Origin of the sequence: Clostridium cylindrosporum DSM 605 (assembly GCF_001047375.1) — a bacterium.
Taxonomy (GTDB): Bacteria; Bacillota; Clostridia; order Clostridiales; family Caloramatoraceae; genus Clostridium_AB; species Clostridium_AB cylindrosporum.
This window is the reverse complement of sequence record NZ_LFVU01000001.1, coordinates 1-14,249: the sequence shown is the minus strand read 5'-3', so window position 1 is coordinate 14,249 and position 14,249 is coordinate 1. Positions and strand designations below refer to the sequence as shown.

Sequence of the window (14,249 nt, the reverse complement as noted above, 5' to 3'; positions counted from 1 at the left end):
AGGAAAACCTATGAAATACTCTTTAGTACTCGGTGGTGGAGGTGCTAAAGGAAGCTATGAACTTGGAGTTTTTAAAGCATTAAAGGAAATGAATATAGAAATAACATCTATCTATGGAACATCTATTGGAGCTTTAAATGGAGCTTTGTTTATTCAAGGTGATATTGATAGAGCACAAAGGCTTTGGAGTGAAATTACTGCAAGGGATGTTATGGATATTGAAGAGAATATTGAGTCTTTGCTAGAAGTAGGGGGTATATCAAGTACACTTGAGTTTATGATGCATGTTATAAGCAAGAGGGGTGTTGATATTACCCCCTTTAAAAGGCTTTTAGAAGAGGTTGTAGATGAAGAATCTATAAGAAATTCACCTATTGATTTTGGGATTGTAACCTTTTCTTTAGACGATTTTAGGCCAGTAAAGCTCTGTAAAAGTGACATACCAAAGGGAAAACTCATAGATTATCTTATAGCAAGTTCTGCGCTTCCTGCATTTAAAAAGCACACAATTGAGGATAAGGTTTTTATTGATGGAGCATTTTGTGATAATATACCATTATCACTTGCTGTTAATGGAGATGCCAGTAATATAATAGTAGTAGATATACTAAGTCCAGGTATTGTAGAAAGAGCTGATACAAGTGACTTTAATGTAATTAATATAAAGAATCCATTTGAACTTAAGGGCTCAGTTCTTAATTTTAATAGAGAAAATATCATATTTAATATGAACCTTGGATATATCGATGGGAAAAAGGCATTTGGATATTTAAGAGGTTATAGATATTATTTCAATGTAGACGGAAGTATTTATGACCTTACAAAAAAGTATATTTCATCACTATCATCTAAAGATATAATTAATATATATAATTATTTTGGAATAGAAATTAATCCTAAGGAAATTGGAATAAGTAAGGCTATTCTAGATACTATAATGAACACATTAAAATTGTATTCAGGGGAAAATATAATATCAAAGGAATCAATTCTTAGGGCATCACTTGAAATAACAGCAGACTTTCTAGATATACCTAAGATTAAGGTTTATAATATAGAAGACTTTATTAAGGAAATAATAAAAAGTATTAATGAGGTTCTTTTCAATTTAAATGAAGAAGACTATTTAGACTATATAAAAAATAGTGTATTATTAACAGATAAGAAGAAAATGAGCAAGGCTCTTTTAGACTCTATAAATAAGAAGTCAAACCTAGCTTTCTATGCAAAGTCATGTAGACTTGAGCAAACTACACTACCATTTAGAAAAGTAGTCTCAAGGTTATATCCAAGACTTTCAATAGCTGCTGTGGTTTTGTTATTTTTAGATAAAGAGGGTTATATTACACTGATTTAGGAGGAATTTATGGCTAGAGAAAGATTAGATAAGGTTTTAGCTAATATGGGATACGGTACGAGAAAAGAAGTGAAGGCTATTACAAAATCAGGTGAAGTAACTGTTAATGGAAGTATTGTAAAGGATTCATCTACCCATGTTAATCCCTATGAGGATGAAATAATTATCTCAGGGGAGAGGGTAAATTATAGAGAATACATATATATAATGATGCATAAACCACCTGGTGTAATTTCTGCAACTGAGGATAGAAATCTTGAAACAGTAATAGATTTACTAGAGTATGAGGATGCAATATTTAAGCCAGCACCAGTAGGTAGACTTGATAAAGATACAGAGGGACTTCTACTTATAACAAATGATGGAGACCTTAATCATAGGCTACTATCACCTAAAAACCATGTTCCGAAAAAGTATTATGCTGATATAGATGGAAAAGTTACTGAAAGTGATATAGCGGAATTTAAAAAAGGTGTAGTTTTAGATGATGGATATGAAACTATGCCAGCTGAGCTTACTATTTTAGAGGCAGGGGAAAAGTCTAAGATAGAAGTTGTAATATATGAAGGAAAGTACCATCAAGTTAAAAGGATGTTCGAATCAGTAGGTAAAAAGGTAACATACTTAAAAAGACTAGAGATGGGTCCTTTAAAGCTTGATGAAGAACTTGAAATTGGAGAGTATAGAGAGCTTACAGATGAAGAATTAGAAGCATTATTCAGTTGTGCTAAGTAGAGAAAGATTGACTTTACTAGTTTAATAATGTAAAGTATTGATAGATAAATCAACTTTATGTTACGAGGTGGTATAGTTGAAACACTTTAGCAAGCTTAATAATGAAGAGTTAGATCTTTTATTTGAAGCGATTTTATCTCTTGAGACAAAGGAAGATTGCTATAAATTCTTTGAAGATTTATGTACCATTAATGAAATGGCATCTATATCCCAGAGAATGCAGGTAGCACTTATGCTTAGAGAGAGAAAGACATATATAGACATTGCAAAGGCTACTGGTGCTAGCACAGCTACAATTAGTAGAGTAAATAGGTGCTTAAACTATGGTAGTGAAGGATATAAATTAGTTTTTGATAAACTATACGGAAATAATAAATAGCGTTAAGTCATAGACTTAAGCGCTATTTTTACTTTGTTTATATTTAATTGAATTAGGGTTAATATGGAATTAAATTCTATAAAATGTAATGTTCGAGTTTTTACTATTATTACTTAAGTGCTATAATGATTTAAAGAGAATGGGAAACTAAGGAGGATAATATGATAGATTTAGATACACTTAATCCAAGTCAAAGGGAAGCAGTAGAAACACTTAATGGACCATTATTAATACTAGCTGGTGCAGGTTCAGGTAAAACAAGAGTTTTAACATATAGAATAGCCCATCTTATTGATAATGGGGTGTATCCAGATAACATTTTAGCTATTACATTTACAAATAAAGCAGCAAAGGAAATGAAGGAAAGAATAGAGGCTTTAGTAGATGAAAGGGCTAAAAGTATATGGGTTGGAACATTTCACTCAGTATGCGTTAGAATCTTAAGACAACACATAGATAAGCTAGGATACGATAAATCATTTGTTATTTATGACACTTCAGACCAAGAAAAACTTGTTAAGGAGTGTTTAAAAGAGCTTAATATAGATGAAAAGCAATTCCCACCAAAGAGTATGCTATCAAGCATTGGTAATTTAAAGGACAACCTTATAGATTGGCAAAGCTTTAAAAGAGATAATATGAATAAGTTCGAGAAGAAAAATTTAGTTGAAGTTTATGAAAGATATCAAAAGAAGCTAGAAAATAATAATGCACTAGATTTTGATGATATTATTATGAAAACAGTTAAGCTTTTAATGGATAATGAGGATATACTTTCATATTATCACAGAAAGTTTAACTATATATTAGTTGACGAGTATCAAGATACAAATGGTGCACAGTATAATCTTATTAAGATATTAGCGTCTGCGCATAAGAATTTATGTGTTGTAGGAGACGATGATCAGTCTATATACGGCTGGAGAGGAGCAGATATTAGAAATATTCTAGAGTTTGAAAAAGATTATGATAATACTAAAATTATTAAGCTTGAACAAAACTATAGATGTACTAAAAGAATTTTAGACGCTGCTAATTGTGTTATTGCTAATAATGAAAACAGAAAAAATAAAAAGTTATGGACTGAAAATGAAATAGGAGAATCTATTAAGTTCTTTAAGGGAAATAGTGACAGGGAAGAATCAGGATTCATCGCAGAAACAGTGCAGACTAATATTAATGAGGGATATTCTGCTAAGGATTTTGCTATTTTATATAGAACAAATGCAATGAGCCGTATTATAGAAGAAAGTCTTATGAATAAGGGAATTCCATACAAGTTAATTGGAGGACTTAAGTTCTATGATAGAAAAGAAGTTAAGGATGTAATTGCTTACCTTAGAGTTATTAATAACCCAGCGGATTCTGTAAGTCTTGATAGAATAGTTAATGTACCAAAAAGAGGTATAGGTGATTCAAGTCTTGATAAGATTAAAGAATTTGCAGCATCTCAAGATGTAAGTTTATATTCAGCAATGCTTGATATCGAAGAAATAAGTACACTAACAAAAAGAGCATCAAACTCAATTGTAAAGTTTATAGGTATAATGAATACTTTGATTATGTCAAAGGAAACAATGAGTGTATCAGAGATTATTCGTGAGATTTTAGATAAGACAGATTATATAGAAGAGCTTAGAAAAGAACAGGATAAGGACAAGATTGATAGAATTCAAAACGTTGAGGAATTCTACTCTGCAGCTGTTGAATTTGAATCTAGTGATGAAGAGGACAAGTCACTTGCAGCATTCCTAGAAAAAATAGCACTAGTATCAGACCAAGATAATATAAATGACGATTCCCGTGTAACACTTATGACTCTTCATACCGCTAAGGGACTAGAGTTTCCTGTTGTTTTTATAGCTGGATTTGAAGAAGGGGTGTTCCCTCACTTTAGAGCTCAAGAAGATGAGGAGGAAATGGAAGAGGAAAGAAGACTTTGCTATGTTGGTATAACAAGAGCTAAAAAGCACCTTTATTTAACATGTGCAAGACAAAGACTTCTATTTGGTAGAACTACATTTAATGCTCCTTCATCATTTGTAGAGGAGATCCCAGAGGATATTATTCAGGATATAAGTCCTAAACCTAGGGAAAGCTTTAATAGAGTGTATAATCATGAGGCCCAAGCTCCAAAAGTAAAAGCAGCTAATAGAAATATTTATTCTAAAGTTGAAATGCCTGTTATGGAAAACAAGAAAATGAACACCATAGGTAAGTCAGAGATTAAGGCAGGAATTAAGATAAAGCATAAGGTATTCGGTAAGGGGCTAGTTATATCAACAAGGCCTTCTGGAGGAGACACTCAAATTACGGTACATTTTGAGTCAGCTGGGCTTAAGAATTTACTTTTAGGATCAGCACCTATAGAGATACTTTAATGAGGTGAAAAAAGGTGGAAAATATAAAGGATAAAATTGAGTCTCTAAGAAAAGAGATAGAAAGTCATAATTATAAATATTATGTATTAGATAATCCTTCTATTAGCGACTTTGAATATGATGATCTAATGAGGCAGCTTAAAAAACTAGAAGAGGAAAATCCTGAGTACAAGTCAGCAACTTCTCCAACTGTAAGAGTTGGAGGAGCTGTTTTAAAAGAGTTTTTAAGTGTAAATCATAGTGTTCCAATGCTTAGTCTACAAGATGTTTTTAGCTTTGAAGAACTTCGTGACTTTGACAAAAGAGTTGGAGGAGTAGTAGATGAGGTTAGCTATGTTGTTGAACTTAAAATAGATGGACTTTCAGTATCACTTCTATATGAAAATGGACAATTTATTCAAGGAGCCACAAGAGGAGATGGATTAAAGGGAGAAAATGTAACAGAGAATCTAAAAACAATAAAGAGCATTCCTCTAGAAATACAGGATAAGAATCTTTTGGAAGTTAGAGGAGAAGTATATATTCCGAAGAAAGACTTTGAAATCTTAAACTCAAAGAGAGAAGAGGCTGGAGAGCCATTATTTGCGAACCCTAGAAATGCAGCAGCAGGGTCACTTAGACAATTAGATTCTAAGATAACAGCAGAAAGAAGATTAAATGTATTTATTTTTAATATTCAAAGATATGGTGGCGAGGAATTTATAAGTCATGAGGATGGACTTAACTATCTTAATGAATTAGGTTTCAAAGTAAGTCCAAATAGAAAAGTATGCGGTAGCATTGAAGAAGTTATAGATGCTATTAATGGAATTGCAGAAATAAGACAAGACATACCATTTGAAATAGATGGAGTGGTAATTAAAGTAGATAACATAAAGTCTAGAGAAGTTTTAGGGGATACAGCAAAGTTCCCAAGATGGGCAGCAGCCTATAAGTTCCCTGCAGAAAAGAAAAAAACAAAGGTAATTGATATAGAAGTTAAGGTTGGAAGAACCGGTGCAATAACACCTACAGCAATTCTTGAGCCTGTACTTGTATCAGGTAGCACTATATCAAGGGCTGTTTTGCACAATGAAGATTACATAAAAGAAAAAGACATTAAGATAGGCGATACTGTTATAGTCCAAAAAGCTGGTGAGATAATCCCTGAGGTTGTTGAGGTTGTATTTGAAGATAGGGATGGAAGTGAAAGGGAATTTAAAATGCCTACCTCTTGTCCAGAATGTGGTGAAGAAGCGGTAAGGCTTCAAGGAGAAGCTGCCATTAAATGTATTAATATTAGCTGTCCTGCACAACTAAAAAGAAATATAATTCACTTTGCATCAAGGGATGCTATGAATATAGAAGGAATGGGACCAAGGGTAATTGATTTATTAATGGATAATGAACTTTTAGATGATGCAGCGGATATTTATTATCTAGACCCTGAGAAGTTATTATCACTTCCTAGAATGGGAAAAAAATCAGTAGAAAAACTACTAGATTCAATAGAGAAGACAAAGACTAATCATATTAGTAAACTTATTTTTGCTCTAGGTATTAGGTTTATTGGCTCTAAGGCTGCTAAAACTCTTGCAAGTCATTTTAAATCTATTGATAATCTAGAAAGGGCTACATATGAACAGCTTTTGGAAGTTGAGGAAATAGGAAGTAAGATGGCTGAGAGTATAATAGACTTCTTTAAGGATGAACAAAATAAAAAGGTTCTAAAGAAGCTAGAAGATGCTGGAGTAAGCTTTAAAATAGAAGAAAAAGATGACCTAGGTGATAGTAAGGTTAAATCATTTGAAGGTAAAGTATTTGTATTAACAGGAACACTTGAAAAGTATTCAAGAAATGAAGCAGCAGAAATAATAGAATCACTTGGAGGGAAGGTATCTTCTAGTGTTTCTAAGAAAACCTCATATCTTTTAGCTGGAAATGAAGCTGGAAGTAAACTAAAAAAAGCTCAGGACCTTGGTGTTAAGGTTCTAAGTGAAGATGAGTTTGAGGTGCTTATAAATGAATAATTCAATAAACTGTGTAACCTATGCAAGAAGGCTATTTGACTTCTTAACATGGATAATGATGATTGTAACCTTTGTTATATCAATTTTTACGACTATAGTGGTATTTGGAATAGCCTGGAGTAACTGGTTATCACGTTTTTCAAACTTTATGCCACTTGAAATTAGTCTTGCTATAACATTTTTTCTATGGGGTACTACCTCGATAATTAGTTTAAGTGATAAAAAAGGTAAAACACATGGTATATTTTCTTTCCTATTTGGAGGAGTACTTTTAGTGTTTTTAATATTAGAAGTTTACTAGAAAAAGGATATAAGAGCAATTTGAAAAATGTTGCTTTTATATCCTTTTTATAATTTAAAGAAATACTTTCCTATAAAAAAGGGCTTTTTGGGAAATGATATAAATAATGTTTAATCACTAAATAATTTAGGGAGGAATTAAGATGCTAATGAAAAAGCTTTCTAAAGCTTTAGCTATAGGGCTAACAGCAGTACTAATGGTTACAGGACTTTCGAGCTGCGGTAAATCTTCTTCTGAAAATAAGATTGTTTTCAATATTGAGGAACAAGAGGGAAGTATCGATCCAGCTATTAATAATTCAATGTATATGGCAACTCTTATTGAAAATGCATTTGAGGGGCTAGTAAGACTAGATGAAAATCAAAAGCCTAAGCCAGGAATTGCAAAGAGTTGGAAGGTATCACCTGACGGTAAGGAGTACACCTTTGAATTAAGAAATAATGCAAGATGGTCAGATGGTATGGTTGTTAATGCTAAAGACTTTCAATTTGCATGGAAAAGAGTATTAAATAAAAAAACCGCTTCTCCTTACTCAGGATATATGATGTGCATTAAGGGAGCAAAAGAATACTTTGAAGGTAAGGCAAAGGAAGTTGTAGGAATTAATGTTGTAGATGACTTCAAGATGAAGATAACTCTTACAAATCCAACACCATACTTTTTAGAGCTTACCGCTTTAGGAGCCTTTATGCCAATTAGAGAAGACGTTGCAAAAAATCCAGAATGGTCAAATAGACCTGAAACTTATATTTCAAATGGTCCTTTGAATCTTACAGAGTGGAGAGCGAAGGAGATAATGATATATGAAAAGAACAAAAGTTATTGGAATAAGGATGCTGTTAAGTTAGATAAATTAGAAGTTAAAATGATAGCAGAACCTACTAAGGCTTTTGATGCATTTAAAAAAGGGGAGCTTGACTACATAGAAAATCCACCTGCACAAGAAATACCTAGCCTTCTAAAGAATGGTACAGCAAAAAAGTACCAAAACCTAGGTACATATATGTATATGTTTAACCTTTCAGATAAGATGAAGCAAAAAGATCCTAAGGCATATGCTGCTATGAATAATCCTAATGTAAGACGTGCACTTGCCCTTGCAATAGATAGAAAAGAAATTGTTGAAACAGTAAGCAAAGGTGTAGAAAAAGCTGCTAGTAGTATAGTTCCTCCAGGAATTAAGGATAGCAAAGGTAAAGATTTTAAGGATAAAGAGTACTTTAAATTAGAAGGTAATGTAGCTGAAGCAAAGAAATTACTTGCTGAAGCTGGTTATCCTAATGGTCAAGGTTTTCCTCAAATAGAGCTTATGTATAATAAGGGAGGAAATCATGAAGAGATAGCAAAGACTACTCAGGAAATGTGGAAGAAGAATCTTAACATTGACATAAAGCTTGTTAGTGAGGAGTGGAAGGTATTCCTAGATAAACTAAAAAGCAAAGACTATACAATGGCCAGAAAGGGATGGGTAGCTGACTATAGAGATCCGTCAACATTCTTAAGTTTGTTTGAAACAAATGGAGAAAATAATGAAACTGGATACTCAAATCCAGAAGTTGATAAATTATTTAAAAAGGCTTCTTCAGAGTTAGATGAATCTAAGAGATTTGAGGCTTATCATAAGATTGAATCAATTATATTAAATGATATGCCTGTTATTCCAATTTACTACTATACTGATGTAGTATGTATTAATCCTAAGGTAAAGGGTGTATATAAATCACCTCTTGGACATATAACATTCTATAAAGCGCAGAAAGAAAAATAATTAATACTTATTATAAATAAAGAGGCTATGGCAAAGTATATATTTTAGCCTAGCCTCTTTATTTAAATTTAGGTGTTTTTAGAGAGTAAAAGTATTTATGTTATGTTAGGAGGAGTATTAATTGGATGGAAATAGGCACAATTAGAATCATAACCTATATAGCTTGATGAAAGCGTTATGTGGGTTAGAGAGCATTTACCATTTCTTTCATGCTTACAATATTCAGAGCAGTTAATATTAGTCATTCCATCTCCTCCTTTGTAAGTAGTATTAGCACTTTAGTCTAAAATATTTAGCCCAATATTTTCATTAATCTCTTCATCCTTAATTTCACTAGGATATTTGTTTTGATTTACTACATTGTAGAATATATCCTCAAGAAAATCTGTATCCCTACTACTAACTTCACCTCGAAGTCTTTTTTTATGCTCTATTATAGGAGTAAAATAAAAGGAAAAAATATAGCTAGAATATAAACCATAATAGCTATTAAAACTTTTTGAAGTAATAGGATATGGTGATTTTTTTGTATTTATTTTAAAGCCTTTTAAGAATACTGGAGCTTTTTTGTTTTGTTCATATAGTGGAATACAATCAGGAATCTTTAATTCATGTGATAGAAACTCAGGTTTTCTCTCAGGTGTACTTGCTATTATTGATGATTCTTCTATAGCAGTTTTATAAAAACCCTTAAGCATTTCTAAGGCTCTATCATCTTCAGTAGAAGTATAGTAAATGAAAAGACTTCTTATAATATCTGATATATCTCTTAAAGTATAGTTTATTTTGTACTCATCCTTACTTATAAACATTCCTGACATAATGTCATAAAGTTCATTTATATGTGAAAATATTTTTTCTGCTGAATCTTTAAATTTATCTATTCCAGTTTCTATGTTACTTTCAATTAGTGCTCCAAGAGATCTAAAGTGAGTAATAGTACTGGATATATCGTCGTTGTTTTCATTTCTTTCGACTTCTCCACTTTTTCTTACTCTTGAGTCAAGTTCAGCAGCAAGTATAGCTATTAAATGTCTATAGGAATCAATACTATCATCTTTATCTAAAGCACAGCATCTATATAAAGATGAAATAACATTTGAAAGATCACGAGAGTTTAAAGTTATTAGATTTAAATGGTTATCAAATAAGTACTTAAATATTTTTTTTGCTTCATCTAGATATTGAGAATTTTCCCTAAAATAATTTTTATATTTTGCATTATATGTTTCGAAATATAGAGTTAAGAAGGCCTCGTGTAAAAAAACTTGACTAACTGTATTTGGGTGTTTTTCGCATCTTTTAAGAAGCATATTTTCCTTAGCACTATTTGCTTTGTTCTCAAATGAAACAAAGTGTCCTTCACCGGATTTCATATTTTTAACTGTAAAGTCAAACAATAAATCAGCAGCTTTTAGCATACTTAAGGAAAGTCTTTTTTCATGATGTTTTATTAGTCTTGAGCATGTACAAAGTGACAGTATACCAAAGCTTTGTGAAAGTACAGGTATTTCTTTATTAAAGCTATCAGATTTCCAAATATATTTTCTATCTCTTTTAGAGGATTTTAAAGGTTTTAAAAAGTCTGGTCTTCCTTTTTTATATATACACTTTATAAAATGCAGTAAATCTAGAAATTTATCATCAGACTTTACTTTAAAGTGAGAAAACATACGCTTCATCTCTTTGCTAGATACATGATTATATATACCTATACCTGAATAAAGAAGTGCCCATTCTGTACATCTTGTTGATGAATAACATAGATTAAGTGCCATGTCCTCAAGCTTTGAAGATATATTTTCATTAAGAGGATAATACAATTAAGTTCACCACCTAAAATTTTAATAGGATCTCATAATATTCTATGAAGTAAATGCTAGAATTGTGCATAAACTTAGGTATTTCTTTGAAAAACATAGTCTTTAACTTATAATATAATTAGATTGGAGGTATTATGTATGAAAATAGGAAAGCTACCTAATGATATTTTAAAGAATGAAATTCTTTCAAAGATAAATATAAATAGTAAAGATGTTCTTGTAGGTCCTGGAGTTGGAGAAGATTGTTCTATTGTTGACTTTGGTGATGAAAAATGTGTTATAACAACTGACCCAATTACAGGGGCGTCAAATAACATAGGGGCATTATCTGTACATATTTCTTGTAATGATATAGCATCTGCTGGGGTTAAACCGATTGGGGTTATGGTAACTATTCTTGCACCTCCTACATGTGAATTAGAAGATATAAAAAATGTTATGGATGATGTAGTAACTACTTGTAAATCCCTTTCAGTATCTGTTCTTGGAGGGCATACAGAAATTACTGATGCAGTAAATAAAATGATAGTATCTATTACAGCAATAGGCAAAGGACGTGATATTGTAAGTACAAAAGGGGCAAAGATTAATGATGATATAGTAGTTACTGGTTATGCTGGACTTGAGGGAACAGTAATTATTGCCTCAGATAAGTATGATACTCTTTTAAAGCATTTTAGTGAAGAGGAGTTAGAGGGGATTAAATCAATGCTTCAAAGTATAAGCGTTGTTGAAACAGGACTTATAGCAGCAGAGTTTGGTGTTAATTCTATGCATGACGCAACAGAGGGGGGAATACTTGGAGCAATTTGGGAAGTTGGCGAGGCAAGTGAACTTTCAGTTGTAGTTGAAGAGGATAAAATTCCAATAAAAAATCAAACAAAGAAAATATCAAAAATATTTAATTTAGATCCATATAAGCTTATATCAAGTGGTTCTATGATAATTACAACTCCAAGAGGTGAAGAATTAGTATCTCTTTTTAGAGAAAAAGGAATTAACTCTGCAGTTGTTGGGAAAATTACAACAGGAGACAATCTTATTATAAAAGATAATAATAAGATGAAGCTAACTCAGCCTGAGTCAGATGAAATATATAAGATATAGTTTTTAAGTTCTTAGATAAGGAGATATGTCATGAAGAGAATAGACAAGAGAAATTTTAATAAGCTAAGAGATATTAAAATAACAAGAGATTACATAAAGCACGCAGAAGGGTCTGTACTTATAGAGTTTGGAGAAACTAAGGTTATATGTACAGCTTCTATTGAAGATAGAGTTCCACATTTTATAAAGGGTACTGGAGAAGGATGGATAACAGCAGAATATGGAATGATTCCAAGGTCAACTGGAAATAGAAAGGCACGTGAATCATCGAAGGGAAAGGTTGATGGAAGAACATCAGAAATTCAAAGGCTAATAGGTAGAAGTTTAAGATCAGTTGTTGACCTTAAAAAACTTGGAGAGAGAACTATATGGATAGATTGCGATGTAATACAAGCAGATGGTGGAACTAGATGTGCATCTATAACAGGAGCATTCGTAGCTTTAGTTGATGCAATTAATAAACTAGACGCAAGTGTTAAGTTTAAAGAGTATCCAATAAAAAGTTATGTGGCTGCTGTAAGTGTAGGGGTATTAGAGAATGAAGTTATTCTAGACCTTTGCTATGAAGAGGATTCATCAGCAGCAGTAGATATGAATATTGTTATGACAGACTTACATGAATTTATCGAGATTCAAGGTACTGGAGAGGAAAGGCCTTATACATTAAATGAGATGAATAATATGATAGAAACCGCTAAGAGTGGAATAGATGAAATAATAAAGATACAAAAACAAGCACTAGGACAAGGGAAAAGCAGAATTGGAGAGAAAAGAGTAACTAGAATTGATAAAGTAGTTCTTGCAAGTAATAATGAACATAAGCTTATTGAAATTAGAAATATACTAAAAAATCTTAGTATAGATGTTATATCTTTAAAAGATGCTGGTATTGATATAGATGTAGAAGAAGATGGTTTAACATTTGAAGAAAACTCATTTAAAAAGGCAAATGAAGTAAAGAAATTAACTAAGCATGCCGTTCTTGCAGATGATTCAGGACTTCAAGTTTATGCATTAGGCTTAAGCCCAGGGGTGTATTCAGCAAGATATGCAGGTGAAAATGCTACAGATGAAGAAAATAATACAAAGCTTTTAAATGAAATGGAAAATGTACAAGATTCTAAAAGAGGTGCAAGGTTTGTTACAGTATTAACTCTAATTACTCCAGATAATGAAAAGATAGTAGTTAGAGGAGAAGTAAGAGGAGTGATTGAAAAAAGTCCTCGTGGAGAAAATGGCTTTGGATATGACCCACTATTTACTCCTGATGGATATACAAGTACATTTGGAGAATTATCAATGGATGAGAAAAATTCAATGAGTCATAGAAGTAGGGCACTTGAGAATTTAAGAAATAAGCTTAAAAGATTATAAGGTCTTTGGAGGAATTAATGAAGATAGCTATAGTAAGTGATTCTCATGGAGATCTTTATAACTTGGATAGGGCTATAGAGTCATTAGATAATATAGATAAGATAATACACCTAGGGGATCATTATGAAGATATTATAAGCTTAAATAAAAAGTATAATAGAGATATTATATATGTTGCAGGAAATAATGATTGGGACAGGGGAGATTCTTCTCTAAAGGAAAGATTAATAGATATAGAGGGGTTAAAAATCTTTTTATCCCATGGGCATAGATATGGGATTCACTATGGAATAGACAAACTGTATTATAGAGCAAAAGAACTAAATGCAGATGTTGTACTTTTTGGTCATACCCATAGGCAATTTTATGAACTATATGATGGTATAACTTTTTTTAACCCAGGAAGTATAGCTTATCCTAGGGATATAGGACCAGGATTTGGACTTATCGATATAAATCAAGGGGAATTTACGATCTTCCCAATGAGGATGCAGTCTGTTTAACATAAAATTATTGAAAAAGGATAGGAATATTATGAAAAACCTATTCTTTTTCTTTATATTTTTATATAATTATAGGGGGAAAAAGTGTAGCTAAATATGACTTTAAACCTGTATTATTATAAAAAAGTGAAAAAGATAACCTCTGAAACCTTTGGAAATACAAGGTTTCAGAAAAAAATACAAAAAAACATAAAAAAATATCTAAAAAAGTGTTGACGGAATATGAAACATAGTATATACTTAATCTTGTCGCTAGGGCAAACGGGCGATACGAAAGAAACACTTCGGGGTGTGGCGCAGATGGTAGCGCGCATGGTTTGGGACCATGAGGTCGCAGGTTCGAGACCTGTCACCCCGACCAAAATCTTTAAAAAAGATTTAAAAAACGTTTGACAAAACAAAATAAAAGCATTAAAATAGTAAATGCTTAAAACAATGAAATGGTGTTAAGTACTACATGCGGGTGTAGTTCAATGGTAGAATCCCAGCCTTCCAAGCTGGTTGTGTGGGTT

The 14,249-nt window shown here is 32.0% G+C and carries 12 protein-coding genes, 1 tRNA gene and 1 pseudogene; 12 read left to right on the top strand and 2 right to left on the bottom strand.

Going from position 1 to position 14,249, the window contains the following annotated elements; all coding sequences use genetic code 11:
- The first annotated feature begins 10 nt into the window (after positions 1 to 10).
- From CLCY_RS00060 to CLCY_RS00030, 7 genes are all read left to right on the top strand, one after another.
- Entirely contained in the window at positions 11 to 1,357 is a 1,347-nt protein-coding gene (locus tag CLCY_RS00060) for a patatin-like phospholipase family protein (RefSeq protein WP_048569096.1), read from the top strand.
- Positions 1,358 to 1,366: 9 nt separating this feature from the next.
- The gene (locus CLCY_RS00055) at positions 1,367 to 2,092 is read left to right on the top strand and encodes a pseudouridine synthase (RefSeq protein WP_048569095.1); all 726 of its coding nucleotides are present in this window, start codon (positions 1,367 to 1,369) and stop codon (positions 2,090 to 2,092) included.
- Between the two features lie 76 nt (positions 2,093 to 2,168).
- Positions 2,169 to 2,471, top strand: a complete 303-nt coding sequence (locus CLCY_RS00050; protein ID WP_048569094.1) for a YerC/YecD family TrpR-related protein — start codon at positions 2,169 to 2,171, stop codon at positions 2,469 to 2,471.
- A gap of 164 nt (positions 2,472 to 2,635) precedes the next feature.
- A complete protein-coding gene (gene pcrA / locus CLCY_RS00045; protein WP_048569204.1) occupies positions 2,636 to 4,852 on the top strand; it encodes a DNA helicase PcrA in 2,217 nt (738 codons plus the stop codon).
- A gap of 14 nt (positions 4,853 to 4,866) precedes the next feature.
- Positions 4,867 to 6,861 (top strand): NAD-dependent DNA ligase LigA, encoded by a 1,995-nt coding sequence (ligA, locus tag CLCY_RS00040; protein WP_048569093.1) that lies wholly within the window; start codon positions 4,867 to 4,869, stop codon positions 6,859 to 6,861.
- Complete coding sequence (locus CLCY_RS00035) at positions 6,854 to 7,162, top strand: hypothetical protein (RefSeq protein ID WP_048569092.1); 309 nt, start codon at positions 6,854 to 6,856, stop codon at positions 7,160 to 7,162. Before ligA ends, CLCY_RS00035 begins: the two co-directional genes overlap by 8 nt.
- 142 nt (positions 7,163 to 7,304) lie before the next feature.
- On the top strand, positions 7,305 to 8,930 hold the full coding sequence (locus tag CLCY_RS00030) for a peptide ABC transporter substrate-binding protein (protein ID WP_048569091.1): 1,626 nt from the start codon (positions 7,305 to 7,307) through the stop codon (positions 8,928 to 8,930).
- A gap of 95 nt (positions 8,931 to 9,025) precedes the next feature.
- Here the strand turns inward: CLCY_RS00030 and CLCY_RS13555 are convergent, their stop codons facing one another.
- Positions 9,026 to 9,175 carry a hydroxymyristoyl-ACP dehydratase gene (locus CLCY_RS13555; protein WP_152668057.1) on the bottom strand — a complete coding sequence of 50 codons (150 nt, stop codon included), beginning with the start codon at positions 9,173 to 9,175 and terminating at the stop codon, positions 9,026 to 9,028.
- 33 nt (positions 9,176 to 9,208) lie between these two features.
- Positions 9,209 to 10,753, bottom strand: coding sequence for a hypothetical protein (locus CLCY_RS00025; RefSeq protein WP_048569090.1), 1,545 nt, complete (start codon positions 10,751 to 10,753; stop codon positions 9,209 to 9,211).
- A gap of 138 nt (positions 10,754 to 10,891) precedes the next feature.
- Here CLCY_RS00025 and CLCY_RS00020 point away from each other — a divergent pair, with 138 nt between their 5' ends.
- The 5 genes and pseudogenes from CLCY_RS00020 to CLCY_RS00005 all read left to right on the top strand — a co-directional run bounded on the left by CLCY_RS00020 (position 10,892) and on the right by CLCY_RS00005 (position 14,098).
- Positions 10,892 to 11,860: an AIR synthase family protein gene (locus CLCY_RS00020; protein WP_048569089.1), complete on the top strand. Its 969-nt coding sequence runs from the start codon at positions 10,892 to 10,894 to the stop codon at positions 11,858 to 11,860.
- A gap of 30 nt (positions 11,861 to 11,890) precedes the next feature.
- Positions 11,891 to 12,625 (top strand): annotated as a pseudogene (rph, locus tag CLCY_RS14105) (ribonuclease PH); the annotation flags it as partial.
- Positions 12,620 to 13,234, top strand: a complete 615-nt coding sequence (locus CLCY_RS14100; protein ID WP_423230483.1) for an XTP/dITP diphosphatase — start codon at positions 12,620 to 12,622, stop codon at positions 13,232 to 13,234. The pseudogene rph and the gene CLCY_RS14100, both read left to right, overlap by 6 nt.
- Before the next feature lie 17 nt (positions 13,235 to 13,251).
- On the top strand, positions 13,252 to 13,737 hold the full coding sequence (locus CLCY_RS00010) for a metallophosphoesterase (RefSeq protein WP_048569087.1): 486 nt from the start codon (positions 13,252 to 13,254) through the stop codon (positions 13,735 to 13,737).
- A gap of 285 nt (positions 13,738 to 14,022) precedes the next feature.
- Positions 14,023 to 14,098, top strand: a tRNA-Pro gene (locus CLCY_RS00005).
- Positions 14,099 to 14,249: the final 151 nt, after the last annotated feature.